This is a genomic window from Streptomyces javensis, assembly GCF_039525925.1.
Taxonomy (GTDB): domain Bacteria; phylum Actinomycetota; class Actinomycetes; order Streptomycetales; family Streptomycetaceae; genus Streptomyces; species Streptomyces asiaticus.
Genome location: NZ_BAAAIF010000032.1, coordinates 20,850 through 43,568, shown reverse-complemented (window position 1 = coordinate 43,568; position 22,719 = coordinate 20,850). Strand labels below are relative to the sequence as shown.

Genomic DNA, 22,719 nt, shown 5'->3' with positions numbered 1-22,719 from the left:
TCACAGACCGCGTTCGGTGAGCCAGTTCTCGATGGCCTCGGTGGTCTCGGGAAGGTGGTGCTCCATGATGGTGAAGTGATCTCCCGGGGTGGCCCGGGCGGTGTGCGGGAAGGGCCAGACCGCGCGCCACGCATCGCCCTCGAACCCCTCGTCCTGGTGGGGCATGGGCTCGGCCGCGCTGAGGAAGAACGTCGGGCTCTGGACGGGCCGAAGGGCGCACTCCTCCATGAGCAGCGCGTTGTAGCGACCGCTCGCCGAGAGCTTCGCGCCGGTCAGCGCGAAGTCGCCGAGCAGCTGCTCCCGGGAGTCCAGGCCCTCGTTCAGCGCGATGTGGGTCTTCTCGGAGAACTGGTGGGTGGCCTCGAAGGTGTCGAGCAGTACGACCGCGGCGGGCGGCAGCCCCGCCCGCTCGGCCCGCTCCGCCAGGGCGTAGGCGAGCAGCCCGCCCATGGAGTGGCCCACCACGACGTAGCGCTCGGCGCCGATGGCCGCGCGCAGCTGGTGGAGGTGCAGTTCGATCAGGGCGTCGAAGCTGTCGGCCACCAACTCGCCTTCGAGGTAACCGGGGTTGACCAGCGAGAGCACATCCCGCCTGCCCTCGAACATCTGCGCCATCATCCCGTACTGGATCGGCCCGGCGGTGGCGGTGATGGCGGGCAGACACACCAGCGTGGCCCGGGTGCCGTCGCCACTGGCCATCTTCACCGGCGGGAGGATGTGGTCGGCGGCGCCCTCGGCGGTGAAGGACGGCCGGAGCCGGCCCGCGGCCTGGATGAGCGCCATGCCAACCGACTGGGCCCGGCCGCTGGCGTACGCCTGGTGGTACAGGGTGGTGAGGCTGTCGTAGGGGTCCGACTCCGGGGCCGCGGTGGCCTTCGCCAGCTCCAGCTCGATGGCGGACGGCGGCGGCGCGGAGCCGTCCGGCTCGGTCGCGGGCGCGGTCTGCTCCTGGATCTCCTCCGGCACGGGCGCGCTCGGCCGGGTGGCGGCCCGGCTGTCCACCAGCGTGGCCAGGTGCCCGGCGAGCCGGTCCACGGTCGAGTGCTCGAACGTCGCCGTGACCGACAGCCGGATCCCGAGCAGCGTGGCGAGCCGGTCGCGCAGATCGATCCCGCGCACCGAGTCCATGCCGAGCGCCAGGAATTCGGTGTCCGGGCCGATCTCCGCGTTCGCCTCGTGGTGGAGCACCGCGCGCAGCTGTTCCCGGACGAGGCCCGCCAGCAGCCGCTCCCGGTCCTCGGGCGCGGCGTCCAGGACGCGCTCGGCGGCGGCGGTGTCCTGCGGCCGGGCGCCCGGCCGTGCGCGCCGTACGGGACGGGCCGCACGTTCCTCCGCGGCCGCCTGCAACCGGTCCGCGGACACCGCCCGCAGCGTCAACTCAGCGACGTGCGCGAGCGGATGACCGCCGTCGTCCGTGAGATGGACACCGATGGCATCCGGGCCGACGGCGGACAGCCGCACCCGTACGGTGGCGGGCGGGGTGATGTCCGGGGCGGTGTCCGGGGTGGAGTACAGCCGGACACCGGTCCAGGAGAACGGCATCCGGATCGGCGCGCCCGACGACTCCGCCCGGTCGAAGAACCCGCCGAGGCCGATCGCGTGCAGGGCGGTGTCGAGCAGCGCGGGGTGCAGCGCGAAGCCGTCCACCGGGCCACCACCGGACCCCTCGCCCAGTTCCACCTCGGCGAAGACCTCCCCGTCGCGCCGCCAGGCCGACCGCAGACCGCGGAAGGCCGGGCCGTAGTCGAAGCCGTCGGACGCCAGCCGGTCGTAGAAGCCCGTCAGGTCGACGGCACGGGCACCGGGCGGCGGCCAGACGCCCGCCATCTCGGCGAACGCGGCCGTGGCCCCGCCGTCCTGACCCTGCTCCGGGCCCGCCGGATCCGGTGCCACGACGGCCCGCACATGGCAGGCCCATCCCGCTGCCAGGTCCTCGGCCGACTCGCGGCGGGAGTGCACGGTGAGCTCCCGTCGACCCGCCGCATCGGGCTCGCCCACCTGGATCTGGAGGTGCGCCGCCTCGGTGGCGGGGAGGAACAGCGGTTCCCGGAGGGTGAGTTCGGGCAGGCGCGGGCAGCCGACCGTACGCCCCGCGTACAGCGCCCAGTCGAGGAACACACTGCCCGGCAGCACCACACCGCCCAGCACCGCGTGGTCGGCGAGCCAGCGGTGAGTGGTCTGCGACAGCCGCGCGGTGAACAGCACCGTGTCGCTCCCGGCCGGGGCCACCGCCCCCGCCAGCAGCGGATGGGCCACTGCCGTGAGCCCGGCGCCGCCCACGTCCCCGGTGCGCTCGGGCGCGTCCAGCCAGTACCGCCGCGCGCGGAACGCGTACGTCGGCAGATCGACGGGCCGTCCGCCCTCGAACGCGGTCGCCCACGCCACCGCGCCGCCGGCCACGAACAGCTCCGCGAGCGCCGTGAGCAGCCGCTCCCGGCCGCCCTCGGCCCGCCGCAGCGTGCCCACCACCACAGCTGTCGAGGTGTCGCGCGGAGTCCGCCCGATCCGCTCCTCGACCGTCTGCTCGATCCCGGGGATCAGCACCGGGTGCGGGCTCACCTCGATGAACACCGTGTGTCCGGCGTCGGCCAGGGCGCGGGTCGCCTGCTCGAACCGTACGGTCTCGCGGAGGTTCCGGTACCAGTACTCCGCGTCGGCACTCGCGCCGTCGAGGAGGGCGCCGGTCACCGTCGAGTACATCGGCACCTCGCCGGGGCGGGGTGTGATGGGCGCGGCCAGCTCCAGCAGCCGCTCACGGATCCGTTCGACCTGCGGGGTGTGCGAGGCGTAGTCCACCGGGACGCGGCGCGCCCGCACCCCGTCCCGCTCACACGCCGCCATCAGCTCGTCCAGCGCCGCCGCGCCCCCGGCGACCACGGTCGAACCGGGCCCGTTCACGGTGGCCACGCAGAGCCGCTCGCCCCAGGGCGCCACCAGCTTCCCGGCCTCGTCCACCGGCACGGACAGCGAGACCATGCCGCCCCGCCCGGCCAGTTCACCGCCGATCAGCCGGCTGCGCAGCGCGACGACACGGGCGGCGTCCTCCAGCGAGAGCACTCCCGCGACACACGCCGCCGCCAGCTCGCCCTGCGAATGCCCCACCACCGCGGCGGGCTCGACCCCATGGGACCGCCACACCCGCGCCAGGGACACCATGACCGCCCACAGCACCGGCTGCACCACATCGACGCGGTCCAGCGACGGCGCGCCGGGGCGCCCGCGCACCACGTCGAGTGGCGACCACTCCACATACGGGGCCAGTGCCCGGGCGCACTCGCCGAACGCGTCGGCGAACTCCGTTGACGCGTCGAGGAGTTCGGCCGCCATCCCGGCCCACTGCGAGCCCTGCCCGGGGAAGACGAACACCGGCCCCGACCGGTCGGTGGCCACGGACCGGTCCATGGACACACTCCGCACCACACCGGTGGCCGGTTCGCCACGGCCGAGCGCCGCCAGCCGGTCCAGGAACTCCTCCCGGGTGCGGCCGATCACCACGGCGCGCCGGCCGAAGACGGCCCGGGACAGCAGTGAGCGGGCCACATCGGCGGGCGCCAGGTCCGGATCGGCGGCCAGCCGCTCCCACAGCCTGCGGGCCTGGTCACGCAGGCTGTCGGCGCTCTTCGCCGAGAGCACCCATGGCACCGCCACCGCCCCGGGCGCCGGTTCGGCGGCGATGGCGGCGTCCGGCGCCTCCTCCAGGATCACATGGGCGTTGGTGCCGCTGATCCCGAACGACGACACCGCGCCACGCCGCGGCGCATCGGCCGCGGGCCACTCCTCGTGCTCCGTGGCCAGCCGCAGCGCACCGGCCGTCCAGTCCACCCGCTCGGTGGGGCGTTCGACGTGCAGGGTGCGGGGTACGACGCCGTGGCGCAGGGCCAGCACCATCTTGATGACGCCCGCGACCCCGGCCGCCGCCTGGGTGTGGCCGAGGTTGGACTTCACCGAGCCCAGCACCACCGGCCGGTCGGCGGGCCGGTCCCGGCCGTACGTGGCGAGCAGCGCCCGCGCCTCGATCGGGTCGCCCAGCGACGTCCCCGTGCCATGTGCCTCGACCACGTCCACATCGGCCGCCGTGAGCCCCGCGTTCGCCAACGCCTTCCGGATCACGCGCTGTTGGGCCGGGCCGCTGGGCGCGGTGAGGCCGTTGGACGCGCCGTCCTGGTTGAGCGCGGAGCCCCGGAGCAGCGCCAGCACCCGGTGGCCGTGGCGGCGGGCGTCGGACAGCCGCTCGACCACCAGCATGCCGACGCCCTCGGCGAAGCCCATCCCGTCGGCCTCGGCGGCGAACGCCTTGGAGCGCCCGTCGGGAGCGAGCCCGCCGACCCGGCTGAACTCCACGATCGGCCGCGGGGTCGACATGACCGTCACCCCACCGGCCACCGCGAGGCCGCATTCGCCCTGCCGTACCGCCCGCGCGGCCAGGTGCAGCGCCACCAGCGATGAGGAGCACGCGGTGTCCACGGTGACGGCCGGGCCCTCGAGCCCGAGGGTGTAGGCCACCCGGCCGGTGGCCACGCTGCCCGCGCTGCCGTTGCCGAGATAGCCCTCGAAGCCGTCGGCCAACTGCTCGGGGAAGCGCGTGGCGTAGTCGTGGTAGATCAGCCCCGCGAAGATCCCGGTCGGGGTGGCGCGCAGCGCGGTGGGGTCGATGCCCGCGTGTTCGAACGCCTCCCAGGTGGTCTCCAGCAGTAGCCGCTGCTGGGGGTCGGTGGCCAGTGCCTCCCGGGGCGAGATGCCGAAGAACTCGGCGTCGAAGTCGGCCGCGTCGTACAGGAAGCCACCGGCCGGCGCATGGGTCCCGGGCGCGCCGGGGCGACCCAGCTCGGCGTGCCAGCCGCGGTCGTCGGGGAAGGGGCCGATGGCGTCCCGCCCCTCGGCGAGCAGCCGCCACAGCTCCTCGGGCGAGCGCACCCCGCCGGGGAAGCGGCAGCTCATCCCGACGATCGCGATCGGGTCGTCGTCATCCGCGGCCACCGCCGCGGAGGTGGGTGCGACAGCGGCCGCACGCTCCGGCACCAGCAGCCGCAGCAGCTCGGCCACCAGCGCGGCCGGGGTCGGATGGTCGAAGACGGCGGTCACCGGAAGCCGCAGCCCGGTGGCCGTGCCCAGCCGGTTGCGCAGCTCCACGGCGGTCAGAGAGTCAAAGCCCAGGTCCCTGAAGGAGCGGTCCCCGGCCACCGCGCCACCGTCCGTATGCCCGAGCACCACGGCGGCCTGGACCCGTACGAGGTCGCTCAGCGCGCGTTCGCGGTCCGCCGGGGGCAGCGCCGCCAGGCGATCCCCCAGTCCGCCGCCGGTGGCCGTGCTGGCGGCGCCGCGCCGGACCGCCGTCGTACGGACCAGCCCGCGCAGCAGCGGCGCGGGCTCGCCGTGGCGGCGCAGGGCGGCCACGTCCAGCCGCACCGGAACGGTGAGCGCGCGGGGCGCCCGTATGGCCGCGTCGAAGAGCGCCAGCCCCTGGCCGGTGGTGAGCGGCCGTACGCCCTGACGGCGCATCCGGTCCAGGTCGGTGGCGCCCAGGCCACCGGTCATCGCACCGCGTTCGCCCCACAGGCCCCAGGCGAGGGCGTGTGCGGGCAGGCCCTGGTCGCGGCGGTGCCGGGCGAGGGCGTCCAGAAACGCGTTGGCGGCCGCGTAGTTGCCCTGGCCCGCCGGGCCCAGCACCCCGGCGGCGGAGGAGAAGAGCGCGAACAGCGCCAGATCCCGGTCCCGGGTCAGCTCATGCAGATACCAGGCCGCGTCCGCCTTGGGGCGCAGCACGGTGTCCAGCCGCTCGGGGGTCAGCGCGGAGACCACACCGTCGTCCAGCACCCCGGCCGCGTGCACCACACCGCGCAGCTCCGGCAGGCCGTCCAGCAGCGCGCCCAGCGCGGCGCGGTCGGACACATCACACGCCACCACCCGGGCCGTGGCGCCCAACTCCGCTAGCTCGGCAATGAGTTCGCGAGCACCAAGGGCCTCCGGGCCACGGCGGCCGACGAGGACGAGGTCGGTGACGCCATGGCGGGTGACCAGATGCCGGGCCACCGCCGAGCCGATGACCCCCGTGCCACCGGTGATCAGCACGGTCCCGTCGATCGCGTCCCGGGGCGGGATGAGCACCACCTTCCCGGTGTGGCGCGCCTGGCTGACGTGGCGGAACGCCTCCCGCGCCCGGCGGGTGTCCCACGCCGTCACCGGCAGCGGCGCCAGCACACCCGCCTCGAACAGCTCGGCGAGATGCGCCAGCATCGCGCCCAGCCGCTCCGCCCCGGCCTCGGAGAGGTCGAACGCCCGATAGCCGACGCCCGGCCATCGCGCGGCCACCTCATCGGCGTCCCGGACATCCGTCTTGCCCATCTCGATGAACCGGCCGCCGCGCGGCAGCAGCGTCAGCGAGGCGTCGATGAACTCCCCGGCCAGACAGTTCAGTACGACATCGACGCCCCGGCCATCGGTCGCGGTCAGGAAGCGGTCGGCGAACTCCAGGGTGCGCGAGGACGCCACCCGCTCGGCCGGAACGCCCATGCCGTGCACCACGGGCCACTTCGGCTCGCTCGCGGTGGCGTACACCTCGACCCCGAGATGGCGCGCCAGCCGTACGGCCGCCATCCCCACGCCACCCGCGGCGGCGTGCACCAGAACCGACTCGCCCGCACGCACCCGGGCCAGCTCGACCAGGGCGTAGTACGCGGTCAGGGACACGGCGGGCACCGAGGCCGCCTGCGGAAACGTCCAGCCGTGGGGCATCCGCACGACCATCCGGGCGTCGGCCACCGCCACGGGGCCCGCATACGCGCCCGACACCAGCCCCATCACCCGGTCGCCCACCGCGAGCCCGTCGACACCGGGGCCGACCTCCAGGACCACACCGGCGCCCTCGGCCGCGAAGAGCCTTTCGCCGCCGGACACCACTCCCAACGAGGCAAGGACGTCACGGAAGTTGACGCCCGTGGCGCGTACCGCGATCCGCACCCGGCCTGGGGCCAGGGGCTCCTCGACACCCGGAGCGGGCACGAGCCGCAGCCCTTCCACGGTGCCCCCGGTGTCCAGGTCCAGGCTCCAGGCCCCTGCGGGGGCCGTCAGCATTCCGGCGTCCGACGGCGAGACCCGGCCCAGCCGGGGTACGGACACCGCTCCGGCGCGCACCACGAGTTCGGGCTCACCGGTGGCGAGGGCGGCGGTCAGCGCGGCCATGGACTCGGGCGCACCGTCCAGATCCACCTGCGCGAACCGGCCCGGGTGCTCCGAGCACACCGAACGCCACAGCCCCCGCACCCCCGCCGACGCCAGCTCGGCCCGCTCACCCGGGAAAGCGGCCACCGCGCCCCGGGTCAGCAACGCGAGCCGGACGCCGTCGAGTTCGGGGTGGCTCAGCCACTCCCGTACCGTCTCCAGCACGGCAGCCAGCCGGTCCCGGCCGACGGCGGGCACATCGGCCACCCCGTCCGGGGCCTGTGCCGGGAGAACGGGCAGCACCACCAGCTGGGGCAGGGGTACGCCGGTGCGTACGGCGGCGAGGAGCGCGGCCACATCGGCGTGGACGGGTGCGCCGGGGGCGTCGGGGGCGTCGGGCAGGGGGGACCCGAGCACCGCCATGGGCTCCGTGGCCTCGGACGGCCGGAGGGGCAGCGGCGTCCACGTGACCTCGAAGAGCGAGTCCGGGGCCGTCCCGGTGGCGATCGTCAGCGCGTCGGCCGTCAGCGGCCGTGAGACCACCTCGTCGACGGTGAGGATCGGCAGACCGGCGAGGTCCGTCATCCGCACCGAGATCCCGCCCGGCCCCGTGGGCGCCGTCCGTACCCGGGCGACGGTCGCGCCCGTGGCACGCAGCCGCGCCCCGGAGAACGACAGCGGCATCATCCGCTCCGTCTCGCCCTCCAGGAGCCCCACCAGCCGCGTCTGCAACGCCGCGTCCACCAGCGCCGGATGCACACCGAACCGGTCCGCGTCACCGGTGGCCGACTCCGGCAGCCGCACCTCGGCGAACAGCTCCTCGCCCCGGCGCCATACGGCACCCACGCCCTGGAACACCGGGCCGTAGCCGTAGCCGTGGTCCGCCAGCCGCTCGTAGAACGCGTCGGTGTCCACCGGCTCCGCACCGGTGGGCGGCCACTGGGCGTCGGCCTCCGGCCCCGCGTCCGCGTCCATGTGCTCGTCGCCGGGCGACGACGCGGACGCCGTCAGCGTCCCCGTGGCATGACACACCCAGTCCGCCGGATCGTCGTCCTGCTCCGGGCGGTGCGGCCGGGAGTGCAGCCGTACGGCGTACCCGCCCCGCTCGTCCGAGGCGTCGATGCCCACCTGGATGTCGAGGGCGGTGCCATCGGACGGCACGGTCAGCGGGGTGTGCAGGACCAGCTCGTCCAGCCGTTCGGCGCCCATGTGCTGCCCGGCACCCAGCACGAGCTCCAGCAGGGCCGCACCCGGGACCAGGACCCGGTCCAGCACCATGTGGTCGGCCAGCCATGGGTGGGTACGGGTGGAGACCCGGCCCGTGAACACGAACCCGCCGCCCTCGGCCATGCTCACCCCGGCAGCCACCAGCGGATGCCCCACCACGGACAGCCCGGCGCCCGCGAGATCCCCGACCCGCTCGGCCGCCGAAAGCCAGTAGTGGTGGCGTTGGAAGGGGTAGGTGGGGAGGTTGGTGGGGGTGCTGTGCGGGAGGATTGCGGGCCAGTTGGGGGTGAGGCCGTGGGTCCAGAGGGTGGCGAGGGTGGTGAGGAGTTGTTGGACGCCACCGTGGTCGCGGCGGAGGGTGCCGGTGGCGTGGGCGTTGGTTTCTTGGATGGCGGTGGTGAGGACGGGGTGGGGGCTGGTTTCGAGGTAGAGGGTGTGGCCGTCGGCCTGGAGAATCCGCAGTGTGTCGTGGAAGCGGACGGGTTCGCGGAGGTTGCGGTACCAGTACTCGGCGTTGAGGGTGTCGCCGTCGAGGGGGGTGGCGGTGACGGTGGAGTACAAGGGGATGTCGCCGGTGCGGGGGGTGATGGGTGCGGCGAGCTGGAGGAGCTGGTCCCGGATGCGTTCGACGTGGGGCGTGTGGGAGGCGTAGTCGACCGGGATGGTGCGGGTGCGCAGCCCGGCGCTCTCGGCAGCGGCGGCCACCTCGGCGAGCCCGCTCGGGCTTCCGGCGATGACGGTGGAGGTGGGCCCGTTGACGGTGGCGATCCAGACGTCGTCGCGGCCGGTCAGCAGCTCGCGCGCCTGGTCGGCGGAGGTGGCGAGGGAGACCATGCCGCCGTGTCCGGCCAGTTCCTGGGCGCTGAGGCGGCTGCGCAGTGCCACGAGTCGTGCGCCGTCTTCCAAGGTCAGCACACCGGCGACGCACGCTGCGGCGATCTCGCCTTGTGAGTGGCCGATGACGGCGGAGGGCTCGATGCCGTAGGAGCGCCACACCTGGGCCAGGGACACCATGACGGCCCAGAGGGCGGGCTGGACCACATCCACCCGCTCCAGCACGCCGTCGTCCGAGGTCTCGCGCAGGACGTCGAGAAGATTCCACTCGATGTGCGGGGCGAGGGCCTGGGCGCACCTGTCGATGGACTCGGCGAACACCGCCGATGATGCGAGCAGTTCTGCGGCCATGCCGACCCACTGCGACCCCTGTCCCGGAAAGACGAAGACCGCACCGGACGGTGGCTCTTCCGGGGCCACGCCGCTGACCACATGGACGGCGGGCTCGCCGGTGGCGATGGCGTCCAGCCCGGCCAGAAAGGTGTCCCGGTCGGCGGCCACGACCACCGCGCGGTGTTCGAGCGCCGCCCGGTGCCGCGCGAGCGTCCAGCCGATGTCGGCGAGGTGCCGGTCGCTCGTGGCCGCGAACGTCAGCAATTGCGCTGCGTGGGCCCGTAGCGCGGTCTCGGAGCGTGCCGAGATCACCCACGGCAGCAGACCCTCCGTGGGTGGTGATGCGGGTGCGGTGTCGGCCGTCGGGGCCGCTTCGAGGATCACATGGGCGTTGGTGCCGCTGACGCCGAACGACGACACCGCCGCGCGGCGTGCCCGTTCCGCCTCGGGCCACGGCGCGTTCTCCGTGACCAGCTCCAGCGCACCGGAGTCCCAGTCCACATGCGGCGTCGGCTCGTCCACATGAAGGGTGCGCGGCACCACGTCATGGCGCATCGCCATGACCATCTTGATCACACCGGCCACGCCCGCCGCGGCCTGGGTGTGACCGAGGTTGGATTTCACCGAGCCCAGCAGCGCGGGGCGTTCGGCGGACCGGTCCCGGCCGTAGGTGGCGAGCAACGCCTGTGCCTCGATCGGGTCGCCCAGCGCCGTACCGGTCCCGTGCGCCTCGATCACATCCACCTCGGACGAGGCCACGCCCGCGTCGGCCAGCGCGTCCTGGATCACCCGCCGTTGGGCGGGGCCGTTGGGCGCGGTGAGGCCGTTGGAGGCGCCGTCCTGGTTGACCGCGGTGCCCCGGATCACGCCGAGCACCTGGTGGCCGTTGCGGCGGGCGTCGGACAGCCGTTCCACCAGCAGCAGCCCCACGCCCTCCGCCGCGCCCATGCCGTCGGCCGCGGCGGAGAACGCCTTGCACCGGCCGTCCCGGGCCAGCCCCCGCTGCCTGCTGAACTCGGTGAACAGATCGGGTGTGGACATCACGGCGACACCGCCGACGATCGCCATCCCGCACTCGCCGCCGCGCAGCGCCCGCACTCCCAGATGCATCGCCACCAGCGAGGACGAACACGCGGTGTCCACGGTGAGGGCCGGGCCGTTCAACCCGTAGGTGTAGGCGATGCGCCCGGAGACGACACTGCCCGCGACACCGGTCATGGCATGGCCCTCGACCTCCTCCGGGATCGCGGGCAGCCTGCTGCCGTAGTCATGGAAGCTGGCACCGATGAACACCCCGGTCCGGCTGGAGCGCAGCGACGCCGGATCGATGCCCGCTCGCTCGAACAGCTCCCAGGAGGTCTCCAGCAGCAGCCGCTGCTGGGGATCCATCGCCAGCGCCTCGCGCGGTGAGATGCCGAAGAAGGAGGCGTCGAACTCGCCCGCGGTGTGCAGGAATCCACCCTCGGCGGTGTACGACGTACCCGGCCGTTCGCCGTCCGGGTCCACCAGCCCCGCCAGATCCCAGCCGCGGTCGACCGGGAACCCGGAAATGGCGTCCCCGCCGCCCTCGACGAGCTCCCACAGCGCCTCGGGCGAGGCCACTCCGCCGGGATAGCGGCAGCTCATCCCCACGATCGCCACCGGCTCGGCGGCCGCCGACTCCGCCACCCGCAGTTGCGCCCGCGTCTCCTTGAGCTCCGCGGTGACCCGGGTCAGATAGTGGCGGAGCTTGTGCGCATCGTCCATGTCGGGGCTCCATGCGAAGAGTCGGCGGTGGGAGGGGGTATGGCGGAAGGACCGGCTGGTCAGCGGGGTGGGCGAAACGGGATCAGGAGATCCCGAACTCCTTCTCGATGTAGTCGAAGAGCTCGTCGTTGGTGGCCGCTTCGAGGTCGTCGGAGGTCACCGGCCCGTCGGTGGTGTCCACGGTGTCCACGGTGGCTACGGAGTCCACGGCGTCCACGGCGTCCACGGCGGACCGGAGCAGCCGGCGCAGCCGGTCGGCGATCTCGGAACGGGCGGGGGCGTCGCTCGGCAGCGACACCACCAGCTGTTCCAGGCGGTCGAGTTCGGGGGTGCCGTCACCCGTGGCAGCTCGACCGGTGGGGTTCGGGTCGCCGTCGATGCCGGTGAAGAGCTGTGCGTACAGATAGTCAACGAGCTCGGTCACGGTCGGGAAGTCGAAGATCACGGTGGCGGGCAGCCGGAGCCCCGTGACGTTCCCGAGCCGATTGCGCAGCTCCACCGCCGTCACCGAGTCCAGACCGAGCTCCAGGAACGGCCGCCTGGTGCCCACGGCCTCGGCCGAGTCATGGCCGAGGACGGCGGCCACCTGGCCGCGTACGGCATCGAGGAGCCGCCGTTCGCGCTCCTCGGGCTTGGCGTCGGCGAGCGGGTCGCGCAGGGCCGCCACCGTACCGCCCGTACCGCCGCCCGGCGCCGGGGCCGTCGCAGCGTCGACCTGGCCGAGCGCCCGCCGGGCCTCGGGGATCTCATCGAGGAGGTGGCTGGGGCGGGCGGCGGTGTAGGCGTGGGCGAAGCGGTCCCAGTCGATATCGGCGATCACCAGGGCCGTTTCGTCATCCGCCAGTGCCGCCTCCAGCGCGAGGAGTGCCGACTCCGGCGGCAGCAGCGGTACGCCATGGCGCAGCCGCAGTTCGGTGACCGCGTCCCGTTCGGCCATACCGCCCTGCGCCCAGGAGCCCCAGGCCACGGAGGTGGCCACCAGCCCCCGTGCGCGACGGTGGCGAGCCAGGGCATCCATATAGGCGTTGGCGGGCGCGTAGTTGCCCTGACCCACCATGCCCACGGTGCCCGCCAGGGAGGAGAACAGCACGAACGCGGAGAGCTCCAGGTCCCGGGTCAGCTCGTGCAGCCGCCACGCCGCATCCGCCTTGACCCGCAGCACGCGGTCCACCTGCTCGGGGGTGAGCGCGGTGATCGCGGCGTCGTCCAGGACGGCCGCCGTGTGGAACACCGAGGTCAGCGGGTACGCGGCCGGAATCGACGCCAGAAGCGCGCGGAGCGCGCCGGCGTCCCCGACATCGCAGGCCGCCACGGTCGCCCTGGCCCCCGAGGTGGTCAGCTCGGCCACCAGCTCGTCCGCTCCTGGCGCGGCGTCCCCGCGACGGCTGACGAGCAGCAGATGCTCGGCGCCACGGGCCGCGAGCCGACGGGCCACCTGACTGCCGAGGGCGCCGGTGCCACCGGTGATCAGGACCGTGCCCGGGCCGGGCGTCCAGCCGTCGTCGAGCACATCGCCGAGACGGGGCGCCCTGACGATACGGCGCCCGAGGGCCCCGGTGGCGCGGACCGCGACCTGGTCCTCGTGGCCATCGGCGGCCAGTACGGCACACAGCCGGGCTGTCGCTCGTTCGTCCAGCTCCTGGGGCAGATCCACCAACCCGCCCCAGCGGGTGGCGAGTTCCTGCGCCGCCACCCGGCCCAGACCCCACACCAGCGCCTGCGCCGGACCGGTCAACGGATCGTGGTCGCTGGCGGACACCGCGCCCTGGGTGACACACCACAGCGGTGCGAACAGCCCCGCCGCCTCCAGGCCCTGGATCAGCCGCAGGGTGCGGTGCGGCCCGGCGGCCTCGTCGCAGGCGAGCAGCGACAGTACGCCGACGACGGGCGCGGTGGTGTGTGCGGTGAGGGCGGCGAGGGTGTCGGCCCAGCGGCGCGGATCGTCAGGCGCCACGACCGCCGTCTCCACCGTGGCCCCGTGTCGGCTGAGGGCGGTGGCGATCGCCTCGTACGGCGCACGGCCCTTCTGATCGGGTGCGAGGACCACAAGCCAGGTGCCGGACAGCGCGGGCGCGGTGGTGTCGGGCAGCGGCCTCCAGCCCTCGCGATACCGCCACGCGTCCGTCGTGGACGCCACGCTCTGCCGTCGATGCCACGCCGACAGCGCGGGCAGCAGGGTCGTCAACTCCGCCTGCGATTCCTCCAGCCGCAGAGTCCGCGCCAGCCCTTCCAGGTCCTCGCGCTCCACGGCCTCCCAGAAGCCGGTGTGCGGATCCGGTCCCGTCGTCGCGTTGGCGCGGGATCGGGCCGGGGCGGCGGCGTCCAGCCAGTAGCGGTGGCGTTGGAAGGGGTAGGTGGGGAGGTTGGTGGGGGTGCTGTGGGGGAGGATGGTTGGCCAGTTGGGGGTGAGGCCGTGGGTCCAGAGGGTGGCGAGGGTGGTGAGGAGTTGTTGGGTGTCGCCGTGGTTGCGGCGGAGGGTGCCGGTGGCGTGGGCGTTGGTTTCTTGGATGGCGGTGGTGAGGACGGGGTGGGGGCTGGTTTCGAGGTAGAGGGTGTGGCCGTCGGCCTGGAGGGTGTGGAGGGTGTCGTGGAAGCGGACGGGTTCGCGGAGGTTGCGGTACCAGTACTCGGCGTCGAGGGTGTCGCCGTCGATGGGGGTGGCGGTGACGGTGGAGTACATGGGCACGTGCCCGGTGTGGGGGGTGATGGGTGCGGCGAGTTGGAGGAGCTGGTCCCGGATGCGTTCGACGTGCGGGGTGTGGGACGCGTAGTCGACGGCGATCGCACGGGCCCGGATCCCGGTGGCTTCCGCTTGTGCCATGACATCGGTGAGCGCGGTGGGGCTCCCGGCGATGACGGTGGAGGTCGGGCCGTTGACGGTGGCGATCCAGACGTCGTCGTGGCCGGTCAGCAGGTCGTGTGCCTCGTCGGCGGAGGCCGTGAGAGACACCATGCCGCCGTGTCCGGCGAGTTCTCGGGCGATGAGGCGGCTGCGCAGCGCCACGAGTCGTGCGCCGTCTTCCAAGGTCAGCACACCGGCGACGCACGCTGCGGCGATCTCGCCCTGGGAGTGGCCGATGACGGCGGAGGGCTCGATGCCGTACGAGCGCCACACCTGGGCCAGGGACACCATGACGGCCCAGAGGGCGGGCTGGACCACATCCACCCGCTCCAGCACCGCATCATCCCCGGTCGCCCGCAGCACATCGAGAAGATCCCAGTCGATATGCGGAGCGAGAGCTTGGGCGCACCTGTCGATGGACTCGGCGAACACCGCCGATGATGCGAGCAGTTCTGCGGCCATGCCGACCCACTGCGACCCCTGTCCCGGAAAGACGAAGACCGCACCGGAGGGCGGCTCGCCCGAAACCGCTCCGCTGACCACATGGGCGGCGGACTCGCCGGTGGCGATGGCGTCCAATCCGGCCAGGAAGGTGTCCCGGTCGGCGGCCACGACCACCGCGCGATGCTCCAGCGCGGCCCGGTGCAGTGCCAGCGTCGAGCCGATATCGGCGAGATGCCGATCGCTCGTGGCCACGAAAGCGCGCAACTGCGCTGCCTGGGCCCGTAGCGCGGCCTCCGAACGAGCCGAGATCGCCCACGGCAGCACACCCTCCGTGGGTGGTGATGCGGGTGCGGTGTCGGCCGTCGGGGCCGCTTCGAGGATCACATGGGCGTTGGTGCCGCTGACGCCGAACGACGACACCGCCGCGCGGCGCGCCCGTTCGGCCTCGGGCCAGCTCGTGGTCTCCGTCACCAGCCGTACCGCACCGGAGTCCCAGTCCACCTGCGGCGTCGGTTCGTCCACATGCAGGGTGCGCGGCACCACACCGTGGCGCAGGGCCAGCACCATCTTGATGATGCCCGCGACTCCGGCCGCCGCGCCGGTGTGGCCGACATGGGCCTTCATCGAGCCCAGCAGCACCGGGTGTGCGGCGGATCGGCCCTGGCCGTACGTGGCGAGCAGCGCCTGTGCCTCGATGGGGTCGCCCAGCGCCGTACCCGTCCCATGTGCCTCGATCACATCGACATCGGATGGCGTGAGACGTGCGTTCGCCAACGCCTGGCGGATGACGGCCTGTTGGGACGGCCCATTGGGCGCGGTGAGGCCATTGGAGGCGCCGTCCTGGTTGATCGCCGAGCCACGGATGACGGCCATCACCTGGTGTCCGTTGCGGCGCGCCTCCGACAGCCGTTCTACCAGCAGCACGCCCACGCCCTCCGCCCACGCGGTGCCGTCCGCCGCCGCCGCGAAGGGCTTGCAGCGGCCGTCGGGGGCGAGTCCGCGCTGATGGCTGAACTCGGTGAACACACCGGGTGTGGAGATCACCGAGACGCCGCCCACGAGCGCCGTCCCGCAGTCGCCGTTGCGCAGCGCCTGTACGGCGAGGTGCAGCGCCAACAGCGAGGACGAACACGCCGTGTCCACCGTGACGGCCGGTCCGGTCAGCCCGAAGCTGTAGGCGATCCGGCCCGATGCCACGCTTCCGGCGGCCCCGGTGAAGAGGTAGCCCTCGGACCCCTCGGTATCGGCGCCCGCGCCGCCGTAGCCGTGCGGTACGAGGCCGATGAACACCCCGGTGCGGCTGCCGCGCAGCGACAGCGGGTCGATGCCCGCGTGTTCCAGGGCCTCCCAGCAGGTCTCCAGCAGCAGCCGCTGCTGAGGGTCCATCGCCACCGCCTCGCGCGGCGAGATGCCGAAGAAGTCGGCATCGAAGTCGGCGGCGTCCGGGAGGAATCCACCCTGGTGGACATAGCTGCTGCCGGGGCGTTCGGGGTCGGGGTGGCGCAGCGTGCCGAGATCCCAGCCACGGTCCGCCGGGAACGCGGAGAGCGTGTCCTGGTCGGACAGCAGCAGCCGCCAAAGGTCCTCGGGCGACCGTACGCCCGTGGGGAAACGGCAGCTCGTGGCCACGATCGCGATGGGCTCGTCCAGGGCGGCCGCCCTCGCCCCAACCGTCCCAACCGGCCCAACCGGCCCAACCGGCCCGACCGGCCCAACCGGCGCAACCGACCCAACGGCGCCCGGCGCGTACGAGCCCGCTCCGGCGGCGTGCCCGCCCGTGATCCGGTCCAGCAGATGCCGGGCCAGCGTCAGGGGCGTCGGATAGTCGAAGACGACGGACGGCGCGAGCGCCGCGCCCGTGGCCACGGCCAGCCGGTTCCGCAGCTCCACGGCGGTCAGCGAGTCGAAGCCGAGGTCCCGGAAGACCTTCCGCGTCTCCACCTCGTCCACCGACGACAGCCCCAGCACGGCCGCCGCGTGGCGACACACCTCGTCCAGCACCACCCGCAGCCGGGGCGCGCCCTCGGCGGCGTCGGCCACCCGGCGTGCGAAGCCGTCGAGCGCCTCGGGCCCTTCGGCCGCCACGGTGGCGGACGGCAGATCTACCCGTACGGCGGAGGCGGGGCCGACGGGCGCGAGCCAGTAGCGCTCGCGCTGGAAGGCGTAGGTGGGCAGATCGACGGCTGTGGCGTCGCCCGGTGCGAACACCGCTGCCCAGTCGGGGGCCACTCCGTGGGCCCACAGGGTGGCGAGGGCGTTGAGGAGCTGCCGGACGCCACCCTGGTCACGGCGCAGGGTGCCGCTGGCGAGGAGGTGCTGGTCGGCGGCGTGGCCGGTCTCCTCGACGGCGGTGGTGAGGACCGGGTGAGGGCTGGACTCCAGGTAGAGGGCATGGCCGTCGGCCAGCAGAGTCCGCAGTGTGTCGTGGAAGCGGACGGGCTCGCGGAGGTTGCGGTACCAGTACTCGGCGTCGAGGGTGCCGCCGTCGATGGGGGTGGCGGTGACGGTGGAGTACAGGGGGATGTCGCCGGGGCGGGGGGTGATGGGGGCGGCGAGCTGGAGGAGTTGCTCCCGGATGCGTTCGACGTGCGGGGTGTGGGAGGCGTAGTCGACGGCGATCGCACGGGTCCGGATTCCGCTGGCCTCGGCCTTTGCCGTGGCCTCGGCGAGTCCGGCGGGGCTCCCGGCGATGACCGTGGAGGCGGGCCCGTTGACGGCCGCGATCCAGACGTCGTCGCGGCCGGTCAGCAGCTCGCGCGCCTGGTCGGCGGAGGTCGCGAGGGAGACCATGCCGCCGAGTCCGGCCAGGTCTCGCGCGATGAGGCGGCTGCGCAGCGCCACGAGCCGTGCGCCGTCCTCCAGGGTCAGCACACCGGCCACACACGCGGCCGCGATCTCGCCCTGGGAGTGGCCGATGACGGCGGAGGGCTCGATGCCGAGCGAACGCCACACCTGCGCCAAGGACACCATCACGGCCCAGAGGGCGGGCTGGACCACATCCACCCGTTCCAGCACCGCGTCATCCCCGGTCGCCCGCAGCACATCGAGCAGGTCCCAAGCGATATGCGGGGCCAGCGCCTGGGCGCAGCGGTCGACGGACTCGGCGAACACCGATGAGCTGGAGAGCAGTTCGGCGGCCATGCCGACCCACTGCGACCCCTGCCCTGGGAAGACGAACACCGGACCGGCGGTCGACCCGCCGGACACCCCGGCCACCACCTGGGCGGAGGGCTCCCCGGCGGCGATCGCGTCCAGCCCGGCCAGGAAGTCCTCCCGGTCCCCGGCCACCACCACCGCACGGTGTTCCATGGCGGCCCGCCGCGTCGCCAGCGCCCACCCGATGTCCGACGGCGTGGCGTCGGAGGCGGCGGCGAACGCACCCAGCCGGGCCGCCTGCGCCCGCAGCGCGGCGGGCGACCGGCCCGACACCGCCCACGGCAGCACACCCTCCGCCTCGACGAGCGAGTGGGCGGGATAAGCGACGGGAGCGGGGACGGTGGCCGGTGGGGCCTGTTCCAGCACCACATGGGCGTTGGTCCCGCTGATGCCGAACGACGAGACTCCGGCCCGCCGCGCCCGTCCGGCCTCGGGCCAGCCCATCGCCTCCGTCACCAACTCCACGCCGCCGGACGCCCAGTCCACGTGCGGGGTCGGCTCGTCCACGTGCAGCGTGGCGGGGACGACACCGTGGCGCATCGCCATGACCGCCTTGATGACGCCCGCGACTCCGGCCGCCGCCTGGGTGTGGCCGATGTTGGACTTCACCGACCCCAGCAGCGCGGGCCGGTCGGCGGGCCGGTCCCGGCCGTACGTGGCGAGCAGCGCCTGCGCCTCGATCGGGTCGCCGAGCGCCGTGCCCGTGCCGTGTGCCTCGATCACATCCACGTCGGACGCCGACAGCCCCGCGTCCGCCAGTGCCTGCCGGACCACCTGCTCCTGGGAGAGGCCGTTGGGCGCGGTGAGGCCGTTGGAGGCGCCGTCCTGGTTGACCGCCGTGCCACGGATCACGCCGAGCACCCGATGGCCGTTGCGGCGGGCGTCGGACAGCCGCTCCACCAGCAGCATGCCGACGCCCTCGGCCATTCCGGTGCCATCGGCCCCGGCCGCGAACGCCTTGCACCGGCCGTCGCGGGCCAGCCCGCCCTGGCGGCTGAACTCGGTGAAGATTCCCGGGGTGTTGAGGACGGTGACCCCACCGGCCAGGGCCAGCGAGGACTCTCCCCGGCGCAGCGACTGCACCGCCAGATGCAGGGCCACCAGCGATGACGAGCAGGCGGTGTCCAGGGTGATGGCGGGCCCGGTGAGCCCGAGCAGATAGGCGATACGGCCGGAGGCGACGCTGGCGGTCTTGCCGGTGAGCAGATAGCCGTCCACCGCCTCCGGCGCCTCGTGCAGCCGTGGCCCGTACTCCTGGTCCATGGCGCCGACGAACACACCGGTACGGGTGGCGCGCAGCGCGTCGGGCGCGATGCCCGCCCGTTCCAGCAGTTCCCAGGAGGTCTCCAGCAGCAGCCGCTGCTGGGGGTCCATCGCCAGGGCCTCGCGCGGCGAGATGCCGAAGAAGCGGGCGTCGAAGTCCGCGGCCCCGTCGATGAATCCACCGCTCCGGGCGAAGCTGCTGCCGGCGCCCTCGGTGCCGTGCAGCCTCTCCAGATCCCATTCGCGGTCGTCCGGGAACGGCGAAATGGCGTCCCGTCCGTCCGCCACCAGCCGCCACAGGTCCTCAGGGGAGCGCACCCCACCGGGGAGGCGGCAGCTCATCCCGATGATGGCGATCGGCTCGTCGGCGTCGGTGGCGGCCTCCGGGGTGGGTGCGGAGGAGGGGGCGGCGGCGAGGTGTTCCGCCAGCCGGGCCGGGGTCGGGTGGCTGAAGAGCGCGGCGGGGGAGAGGCGGGTGCCCAGCGTGGCGTTGACGCGGTTGCACAGATCGCTGAGCGAGATCGAGTCGAACCCGAGGTCCTTGAAGGTGCGTCCGGTGTCGAGTTCGGCCACCGTCGTATGTCCGAGGACGGCGGCGGCCTGGGCCCGCACCTGATGAACCACATCGAGGCTCGTGGCGCCCGCGGTGGCCGCCGGGGAGGCCACGGTGCCGAACCAGTGGCGCCGCCGCAGGAAGGCGCGGCCGGGCAGCTCGGCCCGGCGGGCGCCGGTCCCGGCGAACACCCGCGCCCAGTCCGGGGCGGCTCCACGCACCCACAGCTCGGCCAGCGAGAGCAGCAGCCGCCGCGTGCCGCCCTCGCCCCGCCGCAGGGTGCCGACGGCGAGGCCGCCGGTGTCCTGGACGGCGGTGGTGAGCACGGGGTGTGAACTGCTCTCCAGGAAGAGGGAGTTGCCGTCGGCGATCAGGTTCTGGACGGTGTCGTGGAAGCGGACCTGTTCGCGGAGGTTGCGGTACCAGTACTCGGCGTCCAGCGCCTCGCCCGCGACGGGGGCGGTGGTGACGGTCGAGTACATCGGTACGTCCCCGGCGCGCGGCGCGACCGGCGCGGCGAGCCGCAGGAACTCCTCGCGGATCGCCTCGACATGCGGGGTGTGCGAGGCATACGCCGTGGCCACCGCGCGATGGCGCAGCCCGGCGGCCTCCGCCCGGGCCGTGACCTCGGCCAGCCCCTCCAGGCTGCCCCCGACCACCGTCGCCCCGGGGCCGTTGACCGCGGCGATCCATACGTCGTCCCGGGCCGCGAGCAGTTCGGCCGCCCGCTCCTCCGACGCGCCGATGGACGCGAGGCCGCCCCGGCCGATCAGCGCCGCCGCGAGTCGGCTGCGTACGGCGATCAGCCGGGCACCGTCCTCCAGGGAGAGCGCTCCGGCCACGCACGCGGCCGCGATCTCGCCCTGCGAGTGGCCCACGACGGCCGACGGGACGACGCCGAGCGAACGCCACACCCGCGCCAGCGAGACCATCACGGCCCAGAGCGCGGGTTGCAGCACCTCCGCCCGCTCCAGCACGGTGCCGTCCTCGGTGTCCCGCAGTACGTCGACGAGGTCCCAGTCGGTGTGGGGGGCCAAGGCCCGGGCGCAGCGGTCGATGGATTCGGCGAACACGGGTGAGGCGTCGAGCAGTTCGGCGGCCATGCCCAGCCACTGCGAGCCCTGCCCCGGGAAGACGAACACCGGACCGGCGGCCGACTCGCCGGCCACCCCGGCCACCCCGGCCACCACCTGGGCGGAGGGCTCACCGGAGGCCAGTGCGTCCAGCCCGGCCAGGTACGCATCGCGGTCCCCGGCGACCACCACGGCACGGTGCTCCAGGGCGGCCCGGTGCTCGGCGAGCGACCATCCGATGTCGGCGGGGGAGACGCCACCTTCCGCCGAACCACTGGCCCAACCACTGGCCGAACCGGCCGCCGCGAACGACCGCAACCGTGCCGCCTGCGCCCGCACCCCGGCCGGAGTCCGGCCCGAGAGCACCCACGGCAGCACCTCACCAGCCCACGCGCCCGCAACGCCTTCGTCCGCACTCGTGGCGGGTGAGACCACCGGGGCCCGCTCCACGACGACATGGGCGTTGGTCCCGCCGACGCCGAAGGACGACACCCCGGCGATCAGCGGCGCGTCCGGGCGCGGCCATGCCGACAGCTCGGTCTGCACCCGCAGATTCCACTCCTCCAGCGGAATCGCGAGGTTGGGGGAGCGGAAGTTGCGGCTGGGCGGGAGATGTGCAGCCTTCAGGGAGAGCAGGACCTTGATCAGGCCGGTGATCCCCGCGGCCCCTTCCAGATGGCCCACGTTCGTCTTGGCGGACCCCACCAGCAGCGGACGGTCCTTCGTCCGCGCGGCGCCGATCGCCTCGGCCAGCGCCGCCGCCTCGACGGGGTCGCCGACGGGCGTGCCGGTGCCGTGCAGTTCGACGTACTGCACCTCGTCGGGGGCGACCCCGGCCGCGGCGTACGCCCGGCGCAACACCTCCGCCTGGGCGGTCCGGCTGGGGGTGGTGAGGCTGTCCCCGCCGCCGTCGTTGTTGACCGCGCCGCCGCGCAGCACCCCGTGGATCCGGTCGCCGTCGGCGAGCGCGTGGGCGAGGGGTTTGAGCAGCACCAGACCGCCGCCCTCGCCGCGGACGAAGCCGTTGGCCCGGGCGTCGAAGGTGTAGCAGGTGCCGTCGGGGGAGAGCCCGCCCGAGCGTGCGGCGCTCAGCGCGCCGTCGTAGGCGAGATTGAGGTGGACCCCGCCCGCGAGCGCGGTGTCGCATTCGCCGTCGCGCAGGTTCTGGCAGGCCGTGTGCACCGCGACCAGCGAGGACGACTGCCCCGAGTCCACCACCATGCTGGGGCCGCGGGTGTCCAGCAGATAGGAGAGCCGGTTGGCGATCATGCCGCGCTGGAGGCCGGTCAGGGTGTGATGGGTGACCGCGGAGTCGCCGCCGTGCCGCCGCAGCAGCGTGGCGTAGTCGTCGTTGATGGCTCCGACGAACACCCCCGTCCGTCCTTGGGCGAGCCGGGCCGGTGTGAGGCCCGCGTCCTCCAGGGTTTCCCAGCCCAGTTCGAGCATCAGCCGCTGCTGCGGGTCCATGGCGGCGGCCTCGCGCGGCGATATGCCGAAGAAGTCGGCGTCGAAGTGGTCGACCTCGTCGAGGAACGCGCCGAATTCAGTTCCCGCTTCGGCTTCCGCTTCGGTCTCAGCTTCTGCTCGGGCCCCGTACTCGCCGTCGGATTGCCGCGGGGCGTCCGATTGCCGCGGGGTCCATCGATCTTCCGGTACGGAAGTGACCGCGTCCGCGCCCTCGCTGAGCAGCCGCCAGAATTCCTCGGGCGTCCGGGCCCCCGGTAAACGACAGGAGAAACCGATGACCGCTACCGAATCATGGACATCGTGATGCCATGCCGAATCGGCGACTGTGGACAACTAGGTACACTCCCCCGTGACCTGGTGACCTGGTGATCTGACCCGTTTATCGCGCGTGAAAACAAAGATCAACTGCCGCGAAGGTACCTCAGCCTCCGGCGGGTGCGCAAGCATGTTCGGTGGCCGTTGCTCGGGGTCATGTTCCCCTGGTCACAGGGCGGTTGATTGCGGCCCTTCGTTTTTCAACGAAGGAAAAATGGATGGCGCCCCGTGCGGGGATGGGCTACGGTTTCTCCGTTCCGTGCGGGCCGTGTTGGTCCGTGTTGCCGCGCGTTGAGGAAAGCAGGAGG

At 73.5% G+C, this 22,719-nt stretch carries 1 protein-coding gene and 1 pseudogene; both read right to left on the bottom strand.

The window, feature by feature from the left end; genetic code table 11:
• Positions 1–33: 33 nt before the first annotated feature.
• A pseudogene (locus ABD329_RS26150) lies at positions 34–11,220 on the bottom strand (SDR family NAD(P)-dependent oxidoreductase); the annotation flags it as partial.
• 160 nt (positions 11,221–11,380) lie between these two features.
• The gene (locus ABD329_RS26145) at positions 11,381–22,429 is read right to left on the bottom strand and encodes a type I polyketide synthase (protein ID WP_344316982.1); all 11,049 of its coding nucleotides are present in this window, start codon (positions 22,427–22,429) and stop codon (positions 11,381–11,383) included.
• Between the last annotated feature and the right edge of the window lie 290 nt (positions 22,430–22,719).